The sequence below is a fragment of the Burkholderia sp. AU18528 genome (assembly GCF_002223215.2).
Taxonomy (GTDB): Bacteria; Pseudomonadota; Gammaproteobacteria; order Burkholderiales; family Burkholderiaceae; genus Burkholderia; species Burkholderia semiarida.
Genome location: NZ_NKFC02000009.1, coordinates 733,339 through 753,816 on the forward strand (window position 1 = coordinate 733,339; position 20,478 = coordinate 753,816).

Here is a 20,478-nt window from a genome sequence, read left to right on the forward strand (position 1 = left end):
ACGGCCACGCTTGCGGCAACCGGCTTGCAGCGTCCTACTTCTGCAGCGAGATTTCCACGCGACGATTGCGCGCGCGTCCTTCGGCGGTATCGTTCGATGCCGCCGGGTTCGCCTCCCCGTGGCCGACCGCGGCAAACGCATCGGCCTTCAGCCCGTGCTCGCGCAGATAGCCGGCGACGGCATCCGCCCGGCGCTTCGACAGCGCCTGATTGTGCGCATCCGAGCCGGTCGCGTCGGTATAGCCGTCCACTTCCACGCGCGCGAAATGCTTGTCGCTCTGCCGGCTCAGCAGCGTGTCGAGCGCGGCGGTGGCGGCAGGCGTCAGCACGGCCGAGTCGGTCGCGAAGTATGCATCGCCAGTCAGGCTCACTTTTTCGGCCGGCACGGGCGCCGGCGTAACGGCCGCGGCGGCCGACGCGGGCGCCGCGCCGCACTGGAACACGATCGAATGCGCATCGGCGCCGTCGCGGTACGGCGTGGTGGTGTCGACCAGGCGCACGGCCTCGTTGCCGCACATGCGCGTCGCGACCTTCATGCAGGTCTTCGCGCTCGACAGGATGCCGTGGCAGTCGACCTGGAACGTCCGGATGCCGTTTCGCGGCTGCAGTTCGTACGCGTTGTACGTCGGCCCCGACGCACTCGAACAGGCCGCGAGGGAAACGACGGACGCCAGCAGGGCAAGATGGATGTTTTTCACTTGATGACTCCGAGAATGCGATGAGCACGGCGCGTGCGGCGCGATGTCGCGACGCATCCGCGCGTGTTTGCGTTCGGCGCGGCCCGCTCCGGCAACGCGTGCCGGAACGAACCGCCGCGCGCGATCACTTCCACTGGTACAGCATGCCCGCGCCGACCACGCGCTGGCTGCCGGCGAAGCCGCCGTTCAGCGTCGCCTTCAGGTTCTCCGTGACGCGCGCCTGCACACCGACCGCCATGGCCTTCTGGCCCTGGAACGTCGCCGTGCCGACCCCCATCGCGAAGTTCGAATCGCGGTCCATGTGCGGGATCGACGCCATCGCGGCGGTCGCGGCGATCCCCTCGCGGGCCATCGAATCGGTCTGCTGGATCTGCTGCTGCATCTGCGTGAGCTGGTTGTTGACCGTGTTCAGCGACTGCGTGAACTGGTTCGATACCGCGTTCAACTGGTTCACGTTCACCGCATCGGTGCCCTGCGTGCCCGCCGCGACGTTCACGACCTGCCGCGCCGAATCCGCCGAGCCGACCGCGACCACGTTCGAGCGCCCGCCGTCGTTGCTGCCCGTGCCGATCGCCGTCGAGTTGTTGCCCGACGCGGTCGAGCCGACGCCGATCGCCGTCGAGCCGTTGCCCGACGCCGTCGAACCGTTGCCGACCGCCGTGCTGTTGGAGCCCGACGCGACCGCGCCCGAGCCGCCCGCCGACGAATTCGAGCCGCTCGCCCCCGGCGGCACGTTGCCGCCGGTCGGGTTCGTCGTGTACTGCCCGCCGAGGTTGGACGTGCGCTGGTCGATCAGCGTCGTCAACTGGTTCGCCACCGAATCGAGCTGCGACACGTTCACCGCGTCGGTGCCGTTCTTGCCGGCCGCGAGCCCGGTGATCTGGCGATTGCCGATGTTTACTTCGCCGGCCGACGACTGCGGACTGCTCAGCCCGTACGCGACGTAGTTCGTCAGCGCGCCGACCGTGGTCAGCGAACCGGCGCCGAGCGCGACGCTGTTCGCGAACGTCGCCGATGCGCCGGCGCCGAGCGCGAGCGCATCGGTCGCGCTGCCGCGCGCACCCGAGCCGAGCGCGACGCTGCCCACGCTGACCGCCACCGCATTCGCGCCCTGCGCGACCGACTGCGCGCCGGTCGCCGTCGCGCCGCTGCCCAGCGCGATCGCGTCGGCCTGCGCGGAACTCGCCGCCTGGCCGATCGCGACCCCGCCCGGCGCGGTCTGGTCGACGATCGCACCGTTGCCGATACCCACGCCGTTGTCGCCGTTGACGACCGTCGTCGGCCCGACCGCGATCGATTCCGCGCCGACGGCCAGCGAATCGCCCGCCGTCGAATTCGCGTGGAAGTACTTCTGGCCCGTCACCGCGAACGATTGCAGCGCGCCGGTCAACTGCCGCACCGTTACCGCATCCTGCTGGCCGGTGCCGTCGGCGACGTTGGTGATCTGGCGGTAGGTCCTGTTCGTCGCGTCGCCGACCGATACCGCGCCGAGCAGCGTCTGGTCGGTCGTGTCGAACGGGATCGACGCGCTGCCGTTGCGGATGATGCCGGACGACGGCGCCGTCGCACGGTCGGCGACCGAGCCCGAGCCGAGCGCGATGCTGCCGTCCACGCGCGAGATCGCGTTCGGGCCGATCGCGACGCTGTCGACGCCGAGCGCCTGGCTGTCCGGCGCGGTCGAATTCGCGTGGAAGTACTTGATGCCGTTCGCGTTGATGTTGTCGATCGCCGAGCCGACGTTGTTGTTGATCGTCGTGGAACCGTCGCTGTTGTACGTCACGTACGACGGCGCCGAGATCGTGCCGGTGGTCGGATCGTAGGTGGCGCCGCCGCCGATCGCACCGGCCGTGCTGTTGCCGAGGTTCGTGTTGTTGTTCGTGATCGAGCTCAGGCTGGTGGACAGCGAGCCGATGCCGGTCGACGTGGCCGTGGACAGCGACGTCAGGCTGCTGTTCGTCGAGCTCAGGCCGGTGGACAGCGAACCGACGACGGTCGAGGTCGAAGTCGACAGCGACGTGATCGTGCTGTTGGTCGAGCTCAAGCCGGTGGACAGCGAGCCGGCGACGGTCGACGTCGAAGTCGACAGCGACGTCAGGTTGCTGTTCGTCGAGCTCAGGCCCGTGGACAGCGAGCCGACGACGGTCGAGGTCGAAGTCGACAGCGACGTGATCGTGCTGTTGGTCGAGCTCAGGCCGGTGGACAGCGAACTGATGCCCGTCGACGTCGACGTGGACAGCGACGCCACCGAGCTAATGGTCGAGCTCAACCCGGTGGACAACGAACCGATGCCGGTGGACGTAGACGTGGACAGCGACGTGATGCTCGACGCCGTCGACGTCGACAGCGAATCGAGCGCGGTGTTCGTCGCGGCGAGTTGCGATCCGTTGATCGCGTCCGTGCTCGACGAACTGATTCGCCCGGCCGCGACGTTGGTGATCTGGCGCTCGCTGCCCGCCGCGCCGACGCTGACGACGCTGGTCGGATTGACGCCGTTGAACGTGTACGTGACGCCGCCGATGGTGCCGGTCGACGTCGGATTCGGCGCGGCCGTCACCGACCCGGAGCCGAGCGCGACGTCGCCGGCGCGGGTCGCCGCCGTCGCGCCGTCACCCAACGCGATATTGCCGGCCATCCCCGCCGCACCCGCCGTCGAACCGTTGCCCAATGCGACGCTGCCCTGACCGATCGCCTTGTTGTTGTTGCCGATCGCCACCGCGCCATTGGCTTGATTGGTGACCGTCGCAGATGCGGTGCCGTCGCTATTGGCGATGTTGTTCGCCCCACCCGTGAAAGCACCGGTGCCGCTGGCGTAACTCGGATCGCCGATCGCTACCGCACCGTTGCCGACCGCAGTGTTGCCCGCGCCGATGGAAACCGCGGTGCCGCCCGTCGCGGTGGCGCCCGTGCCGATCGCGACGGCGTTGCCGGAATCGGCGGCGGCGCTGCTGCCCATGGCAATCGCGTTGGTGGCCGACGCATTGGCGGCGTCGCCGATCGCCACGGCGGCAGTACCGGTCGCGACCGCGGTCGCACCGAATGCGGACGAGAACTGACCTGTCGCCTGGCTGCCGGTACCGACCGCCGTGGCACGATAGGTCGGCGTGCCGGTGTTGTTGCCGGCGATCGACGAAGCGCCGATGGCAACACTGCCGTCGTCGATCGCCGAAGACGCGGCCCCCAGGGCGACCGTGTTCGTGGCGGCGGACGTGGCCTGCGTGCCCAGCGCGATCGCATTGGTGGCGGTCGCCTTGCTGGAGGTGCCTGCCGCGAACGCGTTGGTCTGCGATGCCGTCGCGCTGGAGCCCAGGGCCGTGCCCCCTGCGCCGGCGGCGAGCGCGAGATTGCCCAACGCCAGGCCGAACTGCTGCGTCGCGCTCGATTGAATGCCGATCGCGACCGAACTGACGCCCGATCCGACTGTGTTCACGCCGAACGCAAGCGCATTGTTGGCGCTGGCCGTCGTATTCGAGCCCATCGCGATCGAATTGGCGCCGAGCGACTGCGTGCCCGAGCCGGGCACACCCGCGGTGCCGCCCCAGCCGATCGCGATCGACGACGTGCCCTTCGCGCCGCTGTTGACGCCCATCGCGACGCCGGAATTACCGGAAGCCAGCGCGCCGCTGCCCACCGCGACGCCGGCCGCTCCCGAACTCGTCGACTGATTGCCGAGCGCGACCGAGCCCGTATCGGTTGCGTTCGACGCATAGCCGAGCGAGACGCTTTGAGCGCCCACCGCACTCGCGCCGAGACCGAGCGCGGCCGCATACTGGCCGGACGCCAGCGCGTTGTTGCCGAGCCCGATGGCCGAAGCGCCGGTCGCAGCCGCGCCGCTGCCCATCGCCACCGCGCCGTTTTGGGTCGCGCTCGAGAGATTGCCGACGGCAACTGAAAAAGTGCCGCTGCCAATCGACTGCACGCCCAGCGCCACGCCGTTGAAGCCGGTCACCTGCGAATTGATGCCGATGGCCGTCCCGCCATCGGCCATTGCATGCGCGCCGGGGCCGATCGCCGTGGACGACAGGCCAGCCGCCGTCGACAGATTGCCGTAAGAGGTCGCATTCACCTGCGACGCCACGGAACCGTTGCCGATCGCCGTCGAACTGGCGCCCCCGGTCGCGGAGCCGCCACCCGCCGAATATTGCGCATGCGCACCGGCCTGGAACAGCCCGAGATACGCGGCCGTCATCATCACGACGAGCCGTCTGGGCGAGAGCGCCGGCTTCGTCGCGATGCCCGCGTCTGCCGCATGCACGGACGCGCTTCTCGACGACGCGACCCGCTTGCCGCGCGCACGATCGAGCTCCGACGCCGCAACCCAGGCGCCCAGTGCTTCGTTCCAGATCGACTTGAACGACTTGTTCATCTTGTGTTCCCTCGGTTCTCATGTGCTGGATGACACAACAGCGAACGCGGCGCCAGGCGCGGCGCGGACCTGCTCCGCTTGCGCCTGTCTCGCGACGCCTCGCTTCTCACTTCGTATCACTAATCAAAACTACGAACAGCGTTGCCTGACACGCTCGCCCCATATCGCGAGTGCGCGACCGACCGCCGCGCATGCCCGTTCGGCACGATGCGCGATGGCGATCGCCGGTTATCGATTCACGGAAGTCGACATCGCCCGCCCGGCGGCGACACGGCGCACGACGCACCGCGAATCCGCGCGCGCGCACACCGCCGCACCCGCCGAAGGGCGACTTCGAATCTCATTGGAAAAGCGTCGCTCGGACGCTGGACGAACGGATGCCGGCCCGCGTCGCGGGCGGCCCGTCATATGTCATTCAGGCGGTGAAAGGCGCCATGCAGTCCCCGGATCTGACGCACGCGCCGCCGGATCGCCGACGCTGACAGCCCGCACCGGATCGATCGACCCGGCGCGCTGACCTGCCATGCTTGTCGTATTCATGTTTTTCGTATCCGCCTGATTCGAAGAGCGCCGCGCGCGGCCCCGGGATCGATACAGCGCCCGGCGGCTCGCACGAAGTCGCTCACCCCTTTTCCGTCCGGCGGGCGACCGGCTTTTCCGGGAAATCCAGAAAAGCCGGCTACTCACCGCACGGCCCCGGCATCGAATTAATCGATCGAATTTACTTGACGATTTTCTTCTCGCTCGACGCCTTGCACCCAGCCCAACCCGTCATTTCTCGATTCGTCCTGTATGTCGAAAAATCTCGCGAATCATGACGTTTCATTACCCTCGTGCCCGTTATTCTTTTGTTACCGGCTTCCCAACATCCGGGAATGCCATCATTCAATTCGCCATCGAATGTCGGCTGCCCCGAGAGCGACGGCGACAGCAATCCTCACGGCGACCCGAAGCGGCGAAAGAACCGATTCCAGCCGCACCGGGGCTAGTGTGCAGGCATTCGTCCAAACAAACCTTTTCCGCAGCGGAAAAACCCTTTTCCGGAGCGGACGCCATTTACATTCATACAGATCTTCAGGAAACGCGATTTTCCAGAAGCAGGAATATCGACCCGATATCAACGAAAACTTAACCGGGATGACGAGAAACGAGCGGATTCGATTTACACCGATACAGCGAATTTCGATATCTCACGCACGAATTCATCGTCCGGGCCACCCCGGCTCTTCAAATCATTAAATCGGAAATAAAGTCCGAAACCGGCGAAATCGGTTCGGCACATTTTTCCGCTCCGTTTTGTCTAGGGCGGACAACACCACCGCGCTGCCGCCACTACGCCCGTGCGACAAGCCCACACGCGCCGCACGGAATCCTCACAATCGAGGTTGCCGTCGGCATATAATTTTTTGCAACAATCGTGCAGATAGCACTGCCCCCCCGACCTGACAGGCCACTCCTTCCCACGCGTTCGCAACCATGCCATCCCGCCTGCCCAGTCCGGCATCGCCTCGCATCACGCCGGATCTCGCTGGCGCGCATATTCTCATCGTCGACGATCGGCCGAACGACCTGCGGCTCCTGACCGAAATCCTGCGCACCGCGCAGTGCCGGATCAGCGTCGCGTTCGACGGACTGCAGGCCTATCACCGCGCGCAAGCGATCGCGCCCGATCTGATTCTGATGGACGTGCGCATGCCGCGCATGGACGGTTTCGCCGCGAGCCGGCTGCTGGCGTCCACACCGTCCACGCAATCCATTCCGGTCATCATCCTGACGGCCGCGGGCGACCTCGAGGATCGGATCGCGGGGCTCGAAACGGGTGCGATCGACTACATCGTCAAGCCGTTCGAGCCGGCGGAAGTAATCGCGCGGGTTCGCAATCACCTGAAGCGCGTGCGACGCAGCCAGCCGTTCGCGCACCTGCCCGAATTGCCCGACAACCCCGATGCGGCGCTCGTGCGCGCGGCGAGCGACGTGCTGCTGCGCAACCTGCGCCATCCGCCGGCGCTCGAGGATCTCGCGAAACAGGTGGGCACGCACGAGAAGCGGCTGTCCCGCGTATTCCGCGACCATCTCGGCCAGACCGTATTCGAGTACCTGCGCGACACGCGCCTGCGCGCCGCGATGCACTTCCTGGCGGAAACGTCGATGGGGATCGGCGACATCGCCGAGGAAATCGGCTTTTCCACGCCCGGCAATTTCGCGACGGCGTTCCGCGAGCGCTTCGGCATCACGCCGTCCGACTGGCGGCGCCAGCGCCACGCGGTCGACGCGCCGGCCGCACCGGCGGGGCGCCACGGCGATGCGTAGGCAATACGCGGCATGGACGGCCGGATGTCGCGCGGTACTCATGCTTCTTGCGGCGCTGGCCGTCACATGCGCGACGGCCCGCGCCGCGACGACGCCGAACGCCGCGGGACTCGAAGCCGTATCGGTTTTCGAGGACGCCGGCGCGGCGCTGTCCGTCGACGCGGTCGCCGCCCGGCTCGCCGACCCGGGCCGCCACGCGGCCACGGCAACCGCGCCCTCGTTCAACGTGATGTTTTCGCGCTCGGCATGGTGGGTGCGCGCGACGCTGGTCAACCGCGACAGCGAGACGCGCCCGCTGGTGCTCGCGATTCGCGATGCGCGCGTCGACCGGGCCGACTTCTATGTCGCGCCGCACGGCCAATGGATGCTCGAGCGCAGCTTCCCGGCCGATCGCGGCGATGCGCGCGACGCGCCGTCGCGCTACCCGACCCTCGACGTCACGCTGCGCGCGGGCGAACGGCTCCCCGTGCTGATCCGCATCACGTCGCGCAAGGAAATGCGGCTCGCGCCGGTCGCGTTCACCCGCGACGCGTGGACCGCGCAGGAATTGCACGCGTCGATGTGGAACTTCGGCTTCTTCGGCGGGTTGCTCGCCCTCGTCTGGTGTGCGCTGCTGATCGGCTTTTTCTCGCGTAGCGGCGTGTTCCTCGTGCTGGCCGTGCTGACGCTGAACACCGCGCTGTTCGAGGCCGCTTATCGCGGCTATCTCGCGATGGCCCTGTCGCCCGGCGCGCGCGAGTGGTCGACGCGCGGCGAAACGATCTTCGTGTACCTGTCGGTCGCGTGCTTCATCGTGTTCATCCTGATGGTCGCGCATCGCGAGAAGGCGAGGATGCCGATGCGCGCGGTGTACGTGGTGTTTCTCGCGCTCGAATGCGCGGGGATCGCCGGCGCGGCGTTCGGCGATCTGGCGACCTTCGCCCGGTTCTGCCTATGGCTGAACACCGTGCTCGCGATCGTGAACATCAGCCTGGCGCTGACGCTCGTGATCCGGCGCACGCCGACGGCCCGCGTGATGTTGATCGCGGTGGCGTTCGCGACGTTCAACATGCTGATCCGCATGCTCGACGGCCGCGATGCGCTGCCGCCGCTGCTGTCGTGGATCCGGTCCGACGTCTTTCCGAACCCCGTCATCGCGATCATCGGGCTCGCGACGCACCTGCTGGTGCTGGCCGCGTGGATCCACCACGTGGGCCGGCAGCGCACCGAGGCGCGCAAGCGGCTCGAGCACTGGCAGCTCACCGAGCAGGACCGGCTGCGCGACGAAGTCGCGCGCCGCACGGTGGCGCTCAACGATGCATTGCAGCAGTCGCAGACGCACATGCAGCAGAAGATCGAGACGCTCGGCTATGTCAGCCACGACCTGCGCGCGCCGCTGTCGACGATCAACGGCTATGCGAAGCTGCTGCTGGAAGGCGCGACGCACGGCCAGGCGCGACTGATCCGGTCGATCGACCGCAGCATCCGCTACCAGCTCACGCTGATCGACGAATTGCTCGCGTTCACGAAGGCCGAACTCCAGCCGCTCGGCGTCGCGCCCGACCGCACGGACCTGCCCGGGCTGCTGGACGACATCGGCCACTACGCGGTCGCGCTGTGCGCGCAGCAGGACAACCGGTTCGTCTACCAACCCGTCACGCCGCTGCCGCGCACGGTGCTGATCGACGGTATCCGGCTGCAACAGGTGCTGCTGAACCTGTTGTCGAACGCATCGAAATTCACGCGCAACGGCACGGTCACGCTGTCGGTTCACGCGGCGCGCGAAGGCGATGCATGGCGCCTGCTGTTCGAGGTGGCCGATACGGGCATCGGCATCGACATCGGCGCGACCGCCGACATCTTCCGCGCGTACCAGCAGGTGCAGGCCGTGAACGGCGGCACCGGGCTCGGCCTGTTCATCGCGCAGCGCATCGTCGCCGCGATGGGCGGCGAGCTGGCCGTCGCGAGCCAGCCGGGCGTCGGCACGACGTTCTCGTTCGCGGTCGTCGCGCCGGCCCTCGGCCACGCGCTCGCGCCGGTGTCGGGGCTCGTCAGGCGGTTCGATCCCGCCGACGAAGCGGCGCCGGCCAGCGCCGCGCCCGCGATGCGCAGCCCGTCCGCCGATGCGCTCGCCGAACTGATCGTGCTCGCCGGCGAAGGCCGGCTGACCGATATCGAGGAATGGCTCGGCCGGTATGTGGCCGAGCCGGATCATGCGCCGTTCGTGCAGGAAATGCGCGAGCACCTCGATGCGCTGGATCTGCACGCAATCGAAAGACTGGCCGGCTCGCTGAAGCGCACGCGCGTCGCGGATACGTCGTTCGACACCGAGGCGGACGCGACCGGGCCGGCCTGACGGCGCGGGCGGCCATGCTCGCCGGCCGCGCATCGGCCACGCCCGTCGCCGGATCATCGCGCTTCATTTCGCACTCCCCGCGCGAGGGTGGCCGGGCGCGCTACGACCGCCGCATCGTCGAGACCAGCGCGACGTCCTCTTCGGGCGGCGCCGGCCGCGCGGGCGCGGCATCGCGCGCCGGCCGCCGCGCGCCGAGTCCGGTGCCGCCGGTGCGCCGCCGCGTCGCGTGCCGCTCGATGACCCGCTGCAGCACGCAGAACACGCACAGCAGCGCACCGATCACGATCCGCGTCCACCACGAACTCAGCGTGCCGTCGAACGTGATCAGCACCTGGATCGTGCCGAGGATGCCGACCCCGAACACCGAACCGATCACGTAGCCCACACCGCCCGTCAGCAGCGTGCCGCCGATCACGGTCGCGGCGATCGCGTCGAGCTCCATTCCCTGCGCCTGCAGCCCGTAGCCCGACAGCACGTACAGCGTGAACACCACGCCGCCGAGCGCCGAACAGAAGCCGCTCAGCGCATAGACGCCGATCTTCGTGCGCGCGACCGGCAAGCCCATCAGCAGCGCCGAGCGTTCGTTGCCGCCGACCGCATACACGTTGCGGCCGAAGCGCGTGAAATGCGCGACGTAGATCGCGACGGCCAGCGTCGCGAGCGCGATCAGCGCGCCGGCGCTCAGCGTGCCGCCGCCGACCGGCACGCTGATGCCCGCGATCGCATGGAACGCCGGCGCGTTGATCGTGATCGACTGCGTCGTGATCAGGAAGCACGCACCGCGCGCGAGGAACATCCCGGCGAGCGTGACGATGAACGGCTGCAACCGGAAATAGTGGATCAGCGCGCCCATCGCCGCGCCATACAGCGCGCCGAACGCGAGCACCAGCGGCACGATCACCCACACGGGCCAGTGCAGCCGTTCGGCGCCGACCGCGCAGAAGATCGTTGTCAGCGCAACGACGGAGCCGACCGACAGGTCGATGCCGCCGGACACGATCACGAACGTCATGCCGATCGCGACGATCAGCAGGAACGCGTTGTCGACGAGCAGCCCGGTCAGCACCTGCATCGAGAAAAAGCCCGTGTACATCACGGACCCGAAGCCGAACAGCGCGACGAACAGCACGATCGTCACGACGATCGGCAGCGTGCGCGGATCGGCGAGGCGGCCAAGGATACGGGTCATCGCGGCGTCGCTCCGGTGGTGGTGGCGCGCGATCGCGCGAAAGGCAGCAGCCGCGACGCGTGCCGCACCAGCAGCGCGCGCGCCGCGTCCGACTGGATCAGCGTCACGACGATCACGACGACCGCCTTGACGACGAGCGTCGCCTCCGGCGGCACGCCGATCGAATAGGTCGTGTAGGTCAGCGTCTGGATGATCAGCGCGCCGAGCACCGAGCCCGCGAGGCTGAAGCGGCCGCCGAGCAGCGACGTGCCGCCGAGCGTGACCGCGAGGATCGCGTCGAGCTCGAGCAGCAGCCCGGCGTTGTTGCCGTCGGCGCTGCGCACGTTCGAGCTCGCGAGAATGCCCGCGAGCGCCGACATCACGCCGGAGCACAGATACACGCCGAACACGATCGCGCCCGAGCGCAGCCCGACGAGCCGCGTCGCGACCGGGTTCACACCGATCGCGCGAATGAACAACCCGAGCGCCGTGCGGTTCACGAGCAACGCGATCGCGCCGATCGTCGCGACGGCGATCCACACCGCGCACGGCACGGTCGCGAGATAGCCGCCGCCGAGCGCGAGATAGCCGGGCGCGCCGATCGGGATGATCTGGCCGCCCGTCAGCAGTTGCGCGACGCCGCGCCCGGCCACCATCAGGATCAGCGTCGCGATGATCGGCTGCATCCCGACGAACGCGACGAGCAGCCCGTTCCACGCACCGGCCAGCAGCCCGACGCCGAGCGCCGCGGCCAGCGCCGCGCCGACCCGCGACGGGTCCGCCTCGAGCACGGTCGCGGCCGCGGCGCCGGCGATCGCGACGATCGCGCCGACCGAGATGTCGATGCCGCGCGTCGCGATCACGAGCGTCATCCCGAGCGATACGATCACGAGCGGCGCCGCGCGATTCAGGATGTCGATCGGCGCGCCGAACAGGTGGCCGTCGAGCAGCACGATCGACAGGAAGCCCGGACGATGCGCGACGTCCAGCGCGAACAGCAGCGCGAGCGTCAGCACCGGCCACGCGAGCGGATGACGAAACAGCGTGCGCAAGCGCGTCATGACTGACCTCCCGCGATCAACCGGTAAACCTGCTCCTCGGATGCATCGGCGCCCGTCAATTCCGCGACCTTGCGCCGGTCGCGCAGCACCGCGATCCGGTGGCTCACGCGCACGACCTCGCCGATCTCCGACGAGATGAACAGGATCGCGAGCCCCTGCGCGCACAACGCCAGCACGCGCTCCATGATGTCGAACTTCGCGGCGACGTCGATGCCGCGCGTCGGCTCGTCGAGAATCAGCAGCTTCGGGTCCGTCGCGAGCCAGCGCGCGAGCAGCACCTTCTGCTGGTTGCCGCCCGACAGCAGCCCGATCGGCTGCTCCGCGTCGCGCGCCTTGATGCCGAGCCGCGCGATATACGTGTCGGCGATCTCGCGCTGGCGCGCCCGCCCGATCAGCCGCCACCAGCCGCGCCGCGCCTGCAGCGCGAGCACGATGTTCTCGCGGATCGACAGCGCGGCGACGATGCCCTCCTTCTTGCGGTCTTCCGGGCAGTACGCGATGCCGTTGCGCACCGCGTCGTGCGGCGACGCGAGCCGCTTGCGCGCGCCGTCGATCTCGATCGCGCCGGTATCCGGGCGCGCCGCGGCGAACGCCAGTTGCGCGGTTTCGGTGCGGCCCGAGCCGAGCAGCCCGGCCAGCCCGACGATCTCGCCGGGGCGCACGTCGAGATCGAGCGCGCTCATCATCCCGCGCCGGCCGACCTGCTGCATCGACAGGAACGGCGCGGCGGCCGCGGCGTCACGCTCGACCGCCGCCGCGCCCGCCTGCAGCGTGTCGGACATGCGTTCGCGGCCGGTCATCTTCGCGACCAGCACGTCGACCGGCAGGTCGCGCGCGAGGTATTCGCCTTCGCGCTCGCCGTTGCGCATCACGGTGATCCGGTCGGACACCGCATAGGTCTGCTCGAGAAAATGCGTGACGAACAGGATCGCGATGCCGGACGCCTTCAGCCGGCGCAGCACGTCGAACAGCCGCGCGACCTCGCCGTCGTCGAGGCTCGAGGTCGGCTCGTCGAGAATCAGCACGCGTGCGTCGACCGACACCGCGCGCGCGATCGCGACCATCTGCTGCACGGCGATCGGATACGCGTCGAGCGAGCGCGTGACGTCGAGCAACAGGTCGAGTTCGGCGAGCGCATCGCGCGCCCGTGCATGAATCGTGTTCCAGTCGATCGCGCCGCGCCGCATCGGCTGCCGGCCCGCGAAGATGTTCTCCGCGACCGACAGGTTCGCGCACAGGTTCACTTCCTGGTACAGCGTCTGGATCCCGGCTGCCTCGGCCTCGCGCGGCGCGGCGAAGTTCACCGGCGCGCCGCCGACGCGAATCTCGCCCGCATCGTGCGCATGCACGCCGGTGAGCACGTTGATCAGCGTCGACTTGCCCGCGCCGTTCTGGCCCATCAACGCGTGGATCTCGCCCGGAAACAGCCGGAAATCGACGCGCTGCAGCGCGCTGACACCCGGAAACGACTTGTCGATGCCGATCATCTCGACCACCGGCGGACTCTGCATGCAGCCTCCCTCGAAGCGTCGCCGGACGGCGGCCGCCAGGCCGCCGCCCGGGCGGACAGGTCAGTACTTGCGGGTCGGCAGCACCTGCGCCGCGACGTTCATCGGGAACACCGTCTCGTTGGTCACGATGCGCTTGGGCAACTGCTTGCCTGCGACGACGTCCTTCACCGCGCTCATCAGTTGCGGGCCGAGCAGCGGGCTGCATTCGACGTCGACGTTGATCTTGCCCGCGACCATCGCCTGGAAGCCGCCCTTCGTCGCATCGAACGACACGACGCTCACGTCCTTGCCGGGCTTGATGCCGGCCTCTTCCATCGCCTGGATCGCGCCGAGCGCCATATCGTCGTTGTGCGCGTAGACGACGTTGATCTGCTTGCCGTAGGTCTTCGCGAACGCTTCCATCACCTGCTTGCCGCCGGCGAGCGTGAAGTCGCCGCTCTGCGAGGCGATCACCTTGAATTTCGGATTGTTCTTGATCACTTCGAGCAGGCCCGCGCGGCGATCGTTGGCCGGTGCGGAGCCGACCGTGCCCTGCAGCTCGACGATATTGATCGGGCCTGCGTCGTTCTTGTAGCGCTCTTCCAGCCAGTGCCCCGCGCGCCGTCCTTCCTCGAGGAAGTCGGAGCCGATCATCGTCACGTACAGCGACGGGTCCTTCACGTCGACGCCGCGGTCGGTCAGGATCACGGGGATATGCGCGGCCTTCGCCTCGGTCAGCACGGGCTCCCAGCCCGATTCGACGACCGGCGAGAACGCGATCACGTCGACCTTCTGCGCGATGAACGAGCGGATCGCGCGAATCTGGTTCTCCTGCTTCTGCTGTGCGTCGGAAAACTTCAGGTTGATGCCGGCATCCTTCGCCGCGCTCTTCACCGACACGGTGTTCGCGGTGCGCCATGCGCTTTCAGCGCCGACTTGCGAGAACCCGAGCGTGATCGGCTTTTGCTGCGCGTGCGCGCCGCCTGCCAGCACCGTCGCCGCGGCGACGATCGCGCCTGCCGCCAGCTTCCTGATGAATGTCATGGTCCGTCTCCGATGATGTCGTTGTGTGCCGCGGCGCTGTTGTGTTTCTGCGTGGCGCTGGCGCGGATCGGGCTGCGCCGGCCGGCGTGTCCGGCCGGCGCGGTATACATGCCCCGCATCAGTCTAGGAACAAGTCCGATAACCTTCCAATGAAATGTTGGATTGGGCTGATATCCGAATCGGCATACGTATAAACACCTAACCGCGCTGACCGCCCCGCGCGGGGCGGCGCACGGTTCTTGCTCCTTCGCCATGGCTGTTCGCACCCCATGCCGGACGCCCGCCCTTCACGCGAACCCAAGGAGACAAGCATGATCGCTGCACGTGAACGCGGGTCGCCGCGCACCGCCGCCATCGCCGTCGCCGGCCGGCGCCCCGCGGCATGAAGCAGCACGCTTCAGGCACGGTCGCCGCACTGCGCCATGTCGACGACCGCCACCCCGGCTACACGCGCCGCCGGCTGCGCAACGGCTTCGCGTACTACGCGCAGGACGGCACACGCATTCGCGATGCCGCGGAAATCGCCCGCATCGACGCGCTCGCGATCCCGCCCGCCTATACCGACGTGTGGATCTGCGCGGATCCGCTCGGCCATCTGCAGGCGACGGGCCGCGACGCACGCGGGCGCAAGCAGTATCGCTATCACCCGCAGTGGCGCGCGACCCGCGATGCGAACAAGTACGCGCGGATGGCCGCGTTCGCGCGGGCGCTGCCGCGCATCCGCGCGCGCGTCACGCGCGATCTGGCGTTGCCGGGCATGCCGCGCGACAAGGTCGTCGCGACGATCGTCCGCTTGCTCGACACGACGCTCGCGCGGATCGGCAACGCGGAATACGCGCGCGAAAACGGCTCGTACGGGCTGACGACGCTGCGCAAGCGCCATTTGAAGATCCAGCCCGGCCGGGTGCGCCTGCGCTTCGCCGGCAAGAGCGGGATCGAACACGACGTGACGGTCGACGACGCGCGGGTCGCGCGGATCGTGCGGCGCTGCGCGGAGCTGCCCGGTCACGAGCTGTTCCAGTATGTGGACGACGACGGCGTACGCCATCCGGTCGGGTCGTCCGACGTGAACGACTACCTGCGCGAGGCCGGCGGCGCCGATTTCACCGCGAAGGATTACCGGACGTGGGCCGGCAGCGTGCACGCGCTGGGATTGTTGCGGCGCACGCCGCATCGCGGCGTCACGCATGCGCGCAAGCAGATCGTCGAGACCGTGCGCGCGGTGGCCGACCTGCTGCGCAACACGCCGGCCGTCTGCCGACGCTGCTACATTCATCCGGCCGTGCTCGACGCGTTCGAGTCCGGCGCGCTCACCACGCTCGCGGTCCGGCGTACGCCGCGCGGCCTGCGCGCGGACGAAGCGGCGTTCGTCGCGTTGCTGGTTTCCGCCAGCACGCGCGCGGCGAGATGAGCGTGCACATCGGGCCGAGGCCCGACCACGCGCGACCGGCGCGGCTGCCCGCGTGTCGTTTACCACCGGGTTCCGGGCGCATGACCGATAGCCGCTCGCGCGCGTTTCTCTAAACTGGTTCGCACAACACGCCTGCCCGGTGTCGTCCGCTGCGCGCGTCACGCCACCGGCATCGAGGCATCCCCGAGATATCCGCCTTCGCTGTCCGTCGGCCCGCACGGCCCCGCTGCGCGCCTGCCGGTTGCCAAGGCAATTCCAGGAGCGTTCATTGAGTTCATCGCAAGCGCACCCCGCGAAAGCCCGGTCTTCGCGCAAGGCCCTCAAGCTGGATGACGTCACGATCGTCGACCCGGCCGTCCTCAAGCGCGCGGTTGGCGCGATGGCGTTCGGCAATGCGATGGAATGGTTCGACTTCGGCGTCTACAGCTATATCGCCGTCACGCTCGGCAAGGTGTTCTTCCCGTCCAGCAGCCCGTCCGCGCAGTTGCTCGCCACCTTCGGCACGTTCGCCGCCGCGTTCCTCGTGCGCCCGCTCGGCGGCATGGTGTTCGGCCCGCTCGGCGACCGCATCGGCCGCCAGCGCGTGCTCGCCGCCACGATGATCATGATGGCCGTCGGCACCTTCGCGATCGGCCTGATTCCAAGTTACGCGTCGATCGGCATCATGGCCCCGATCCTGCTGCTCGTCGCCCGCCTCGTGCAGGGCTTCTCGACCGGCGGCGAATACGGCGGTGCCGCCACCTTCATCGCCGAGTTCTCGACCGACAGGCGCCGCGGCTTCATGGGCAGCTTCCTCGAGTTCGGCACGCTGATCGGCTATACGCTCGGCGCGGCCACGGTCGCGCTGTTGACGGCCACGCTGTCGCAGGAAGCGCTGCTGTCGTGGGGCTGGCGCGTGCCGTTCTTCATCGCCGGCCCGCTCGGCCTCGTCGGCCTCTACGTGCGGCTCAAGCTCGAGGAAACGCCGGCATTCAAAAAGGAAGCCGAAGCACGCGAAGCGGACGAGCGCGCGCGGCCGAAGCAGCGCTTCGCGACGCTGCTGGTCGAACAGTGGAAGCCGCTGCTGCAATGCGTCGGCCTCGTGCTGATCTTCAACGTGACCGACTACATGGCGCTGTCGTATCTGCCGAGCTACCTGTCGGCGACGCTGCACGTGCGCGAATCGCTCGGGCTCTTCATGGTGCTGCTCGTGATGGTGCTGATGATGCCGATGACGCTGTACGCCGGGCATCTGTCGGACAAGGTCGGCCGCAAGCCGGTGATGATGGCCGGCTGCGTGGGCCTGCTCGCGCTGTCGGTGCCGGCGCTGATGCTGATCCGCACCGGCGGCATGCTGCCGATTTTCGGCGGGATGCTGATCTACGGCATCCTGCTGTCGACGTTCACCGGCGTGATGCCGTCGGCGCTGCCCGCGCTGTTCCCGACGCGGATCCGCTACGGCGCGCTCGCGATCGGCTTCAACGTGTCGGTGTCGCTGTTCGGCGGCACGACGCCGCTCGTCACCGCATGGCTCGTCGATCGCACCGGCGACCTGATGATGCCCGCGTACTACCTGATGGGCGCGTCGTTCATCGGCATCGTGTCGGTGCTCGCGCTGCGCGAGACCGCGCGCCAGCCGCTGCCCGGTTCCGGGCCGTGCGTCGCGAGCCGCGCGGAAGCGTTGAGCCTCGTGCGCGGCGGGGCCGACGAAGCGCGTGTGCGCGATCGCAAGTTCACGCCGGTCAGCGAGCGCGCGTGACGCGGATCGATGCGACGCCGCGCGGCCTGCGCGGGCGTCGCCGTTCGCGCGATCGTCAGTTCGCCTGCAGTTGCTGCGCGTCGAACCAGTCGAGCAGCGCGCGCGTGACGAACGCGGGATTTTCCAGGTTCGAGATATGGCCGGCGTCGGGCACCAGCGTGTGCGCACAGCCGATCACGTTCGCCATCTTCACGGTTTCCGACGGCGGGCGCGCCATGTCGCCCGCGCCGCACATCAGCAGCGTGCGCGCGGCATCGAGTTCGGCGAGTGCCGCGAGCGTGTCGGGCCGGCCGAAAATCAGCCGGCCGAGCGGCGCGATCGATTGCCGCAGCCGGTCGGCGGGCAGGTTCGCGAGCGCTTGGCGAAACGCGGCCGGCACCGGGCCCTCCAGATTGACGTCCGGCCGGAAGAACAGCGGCACGATCGCGTCGAGCAACGGCGGCGCGATGCAGCCCGCGGCCTCGATCGCATCGAGCATCGCGAAATAGCGGGTGCGCGTCGCATCGGGCTCGGCTTCGAGCGACGCGTCCATGATCACGAGCGAGCGCACGCGCCGCGGCTCGCGCAATGCGAGCCGCGCGCCCCACATGCCGCCGACGCTGAGCCCGACGACCGCGCACTGTTCGATGTCCAGCGCGTCGAGCAGCGCGCTCGCGTGCGCGGCAAGATCGTCGAGCGTGTGCGTGCCTTGCGGCAGCGCGCCCGATTCGCCGTGCCCCCACAGGTCCGGCACGATCACGCGATACCGGCTCGACAGCGCATCGATCTGCGGCGCCCACATCGTGGCGTCCCACAGATAGCTGTGCCCGAGCAGCACCGGAAACCCGGTGCCATGATCGTGGTAATGCAGGGTACTGCCTTGAATGCGCTGTGCGGGCATGCTGTCTCCGGAGTGTCAGGGCTCGGCGGCGGCCCGGAAACGGGCGCCGCCATGGCGGCGTTCTGTGACGAACGCGAAGCGGCGCATCATCGCACAATTTGCAGCGGCTGCGCATGACGCCGCGCACCGCGCATTCGCCGTGCCGCGCTATCCGACGCGATACATCGGCAGCACGTTGCTGCCGGCCGTGTCGTGCTCCGACACGAGCGGATGGCACGCTTGTTCGAGCAGCCAGTTGGTCAGCACCGCGATATCGAATTCGTTGCAAGCATCGGGGTTCTGCACGAGCACATAGCTGCCCGATGCAACGGTGCAATGCGGGAACAGCTCGACGAGCCGCCCCTGCTTCAACAGCCCGTCGACCAGCGGCCGCCTTCCGATCGCGATGCCGTGCCCGTCGACCGCCGCCTGGATCAGTTGATCGTACTGGCTGAAGTGCAGCGCGCCGGCCGGCCGCAGCCGCGGCACGCCGAGTTCCTTCAGCAATTGGCTCCACCCGTGCCACGGCCATTCGCCGCGCGGGTCGTCGAGATGCAGCAGCACGTGCTTGTCGAGGTCGGCCGGCTTCATCGACGCGGCGTCGCCCGCCGCCGTCATCAGGCTCGGGCTGCATACGGCCACGACACGCTCGCGAAACAGCACGTCCGTATCGTCGGTCGACGTATACGGGCCGGCATAGCGCACGGCCAGATGCAAACGTTTGCGCTTGAGATCTTCGATTTCGCTCGTGGCCGACACGCGCACGTCGATGTCCGGATAGCTTGCGCGGAACGAACCGAGGCGCGGAATCAGCCACAGCGCGGCGAACGAGACGGTGGTCGACAACGAGATGGCGCGCTGGCCGACACTCGACGACAGCTTGCCGACCACGGATTCGAGATCGGACAACGCGAACGAGATCGCGTCGTACAACTCGCGCCCCTTGTCGGTCAACGTCAGCGAACGAATGTGCCGATGAAAGAGCTCGATCCGGAGCTGCTCCTCGAGCGCCTTGACCTGGCGGCTCACGGCCGACTGCGTGACGTTCAGTTCCTGCCCCGCACGCGTGAAGCTCAAATGGCGCGCCGCGCATTCGAAGCCTCTCAGGAAATCCAGCGAAGGCAAACTTCTCAATCTCTTTGCCAATCTCACATTAGCCATACCGCCGCCTCAAAGTTGCACCCACCGACAGGCAAGTTGCCGTTCGTCTCCCTGAATCGTCTCTCCTATTTGGATTCTGAAACGATTTTATAGTGAAAGCACGGATGCATTCCATTCTTATTTTCAATCGTGACACTTGTATTTATCTATCGAATTTCGTTGCATCGATATTTTCTTACACAAATATTATCGGGTAGTGATTTTGTAAATCGATATGCAAGGGAATGGAAGGCTCAAAAACAGCGGTAAAACTCTCGCCAAAACAGGCATTTACCGGCGAAATGCGCCGCTTCCTCGGCGATTGCTTCACACCGGAAAAGCTGGCTCCCGACGCATACAATTCAATTTCAATCAGCCGACTATTCATTATGTTTTCCGGATTGCGAAAAAACAAACCGCCCGCAACGGACGAACAAAATGCCTTTTAAATCCGGAATTCAACGTTTATTGAAAAATACTAAACACAAGACATTCAAGCTTGCCATGCGAGTTCAAGAAACTGATGAGCCGATTATTTCCGGAAATGAATAACCCGCCGGCCGGCAATGCCGATCGGCGTACATCGGGTTCGCCTGTCGGCCGGAATCCGGTGGCCGCCGCGCCGCGCGAGGGCCCATTCACTATGCGTTGCCCGGCACCTCATTCGCCCGCGCGGTCACTTCGCGGCGATAGCGGTTCAGCTCCTGCGCGGTCGCGAACGTGCGCTCGAACAGAATCGACAGGTTGTGCAGGATCCGCTCGACCACCTTCTTCTCCCACTCGCCGTCGAAGCGGATCTGCTCGTCGAGCCAGCGCTCGAGCCATTCCGGATCCGGCAGGCGCGATTGCACGGTGTCGCGCG

13 protein-coding genes and 1 pseudogene are annotated in these 20,478 nt (G+C 67.7%); 5 read left to right on the forward strand and 9 right to left on the reverse strand.

All coding sequences use genetic code 11. The features are described from left to right. Nucleotides 1-34: 34 nt before the first annotated feature. Both CFB52_RS33915 and CFB52_RS33920 read right to left on the reverse strand, forming a co-directional pair. A complete protein-coding gene (locus CFB52_RS33915; RefSeq protein WP_099318578.1) occupies nt 35-697 on the reverse strand; it encodes an OmpA family protein in 663 nt (220 codons plus the stop codon). Nucleotides 698-821: 124 nt separating this feature from the next. Beyond that, nucleotides 822-5,060 (reverse strand): YadA-like family protein, encoded by a 4,239-nt coding sequence (locus CFB52_RS33920; RefSeq protein ID WP_099318579.1) that lies wholly within the window; start codon nt 5,058-5,060, stop codon nt 822-824. 1,476 nt (nt 5,061-6,536) lie between these two features. Here CFB52_RS33920 and CFB52_RS33930 point away from each other — a divergent pair. Together CFB52_RS33930 and CFB52_RS33935 are read left to right on the forward strand one after the other, a co-directional pair. Next, the gene (locus tag CFB52_RS33930) at nt 6,537-7,370 is read left to right on the forward strand and encodes a response regulator (RefSeq protein ID WP_059583794.1); all 834 of its coding nucleotides are present in this window, start codon (nt 6,537-6,539) and stop codon (nt 7,368-7,370) included. Continuing rightward, nucleotides 7,363-9,705 carry a sensor histidine kinase gene (locus CFB52_RS33935; RefSeq protein ID WP_099318580.1) on the forward strand — a complete coding sequence of 781 codons (2,343 nt, stop codon included), beginning with the start codon at nt 7,363-7,365 and terminating at the stop codon, nt 9,703-9,705. Before CFB52_RS33930 ends, CFB52_RS33935 begins: the two co-directional genes overlap by 8 nt. A 100-nt stretch (nt 9,706-9,805) precedes the next feature. Here the strand turns inward: CFB52_RS33935 and yjfF are convergent, their stop codons facing one another. The 4 genes from yjfF to CFB52_RS33955 are packed head-to-tail and all read right to left on the reverse strand — an operon-like array spanning nt 9,806 to nt 14,468. Beyond that, nucleotides 9,806-10,894, reverse strand: coding sequence for a galactofuranose ABC transporter, permease protein YjfF (yjfF, locus tag CFB52_RS33940; protein ID WP_059637829.1), 1,089 nt, complete (start codon nt 10,892-10,894; stop codon nt 9,806-9,808). Beyond that, complete coding sequence (locus CFB52_RS33945; RefSeq protein WP_059583798.1) at nt 10,891-11,934, reverse strand: ABC transporter permease; 1,044 nt, start codon at nt 11,932-11,934, stop codon at nt 10,891-10,893. Before CFB52_RS33945 ends, yjfF begins: the two co-directional genes overlap by 4 nt. Then, nucleotides 11,931-13,445 carry a sugar ABC transporter ATP-binding protein gene (locus CFB52_RS33950; protein ID WP_099318581.1) on the reverse strand — a complete coding sequence of 505 codons (1,515 nt, stop codon included), beginning with the start codon at nt 13,443-13,445 and terminating at the stop codon, nt 11,931-11,933. The genes CFB52_RS33945 and CFB52_RS33950 overlap by 4 nt, the downstream gene beginning before the upstream one ends. A 60-nt stretch (nt 13,446-13,505) precedes the next feature. Further along, nucleotides 13,506-14,468: an ABC transporter substrate-binding protein gene (locus CFB52_RS33955; RefSeq protein ID WP_059583802.1), complete on the reverse strand. Its 963-nt coding sequence runs from the start codon at nt 14,466-14,468 to the stop codon at nt 13,506-13,508. Nucleotides 14,469-14,850: 382 nt separating this feature from the next. Here CFB52_RS33955 and CFB52_RS33960 point away from each other — a divergent pair, with 382 nt between their 5' ends. Both CFB52_RS33960 and proP read left to right on the forward strand, forming a co-directional pair. Next, complete coding sequence (locus CFB52_RS33960) at nt 14,851-15,879, forward strand: DNA topoisomerase IB (RefSeq protein ID WP_099318582.1); 1,029 nt, start codon at nt 14,851-14,853, stop codon at nt 15,877-15,879. A 268-nt stretch (nt 15,880-16,147) separates the two neighbouring features. Continuing rightward, nucleotides 16,148-17,617 carry a glycine betaine/L-proline transporter ProP gene (proP, locus tag CFB52_RS33965; RefSeq protein ID WP_099318583.1) on the forward strand — a complete coding sequence of 490 codons (1,470 nt, stop codon included), beginning with the start codon at nt 16,148-16,150 and terminating at the stop codon, nt 17,615-17,617. A gap of 55 nt (nt 17,618-17,672) precedes the next feature. Here the strand turns inward: proP and CFB52_RS33970 are convergent, their stop codons facing one another. Both CFB52_RS33970 and CFB52_RS33975 read right to left on the reverse strand, forming a co-directional pair. After that, nucleotides 17,673-18,497, reverse strand: a complete 825-nt coding sequence (locus CFB52_RS33970; RefSeq protein WP_099318584.1) for an alpha/beta fold hydrolase — start codon at nt 18,495-18,497, stop codon at nt 17,673-17,675. A gap of 147 nt (nt 18,498-18,644) precedes the next feature. Further along, nucleotides 18,645-19,637 (reverse strand): LysR substrate-binding domain-containing protein, encoded by a 993-nt coding sequence (locus CFB52_RS33975; RefSeq protein ID WP_059583808.1) that lies wholly within the window; start codon nt 19,635-19,637, stop codon nt 18,645-18,647. 224 nt (nt 19,638-19,861) lie between these two features. On the opposite strand from CFB52_RS33975, the gene CFB52_RS34490 reads away from it, so the two are divergent. Continuing rightward, nucleotides 19,862-20,065, forward strand: a complete 204-nt coding sequence (locus CFB52_RS34490; RefSeq protein ID WP_144029787.1) for a hypothetical protein — start codon at nt 19,862-19,864, stop codon at nt 20,063-20,065. Between the two features lie 192 nt (nt 20,066-20,257). Here CFB52_RS34490 and CFB52_RS33980 read toward each other — a convergent pair. Beyond that, a pseudogene (locus tag CFB52_RS33980) lies at nt 20,258-20,478 on the reverse strand (ferritin-like domain-containing protein); the annotation flags it as partial.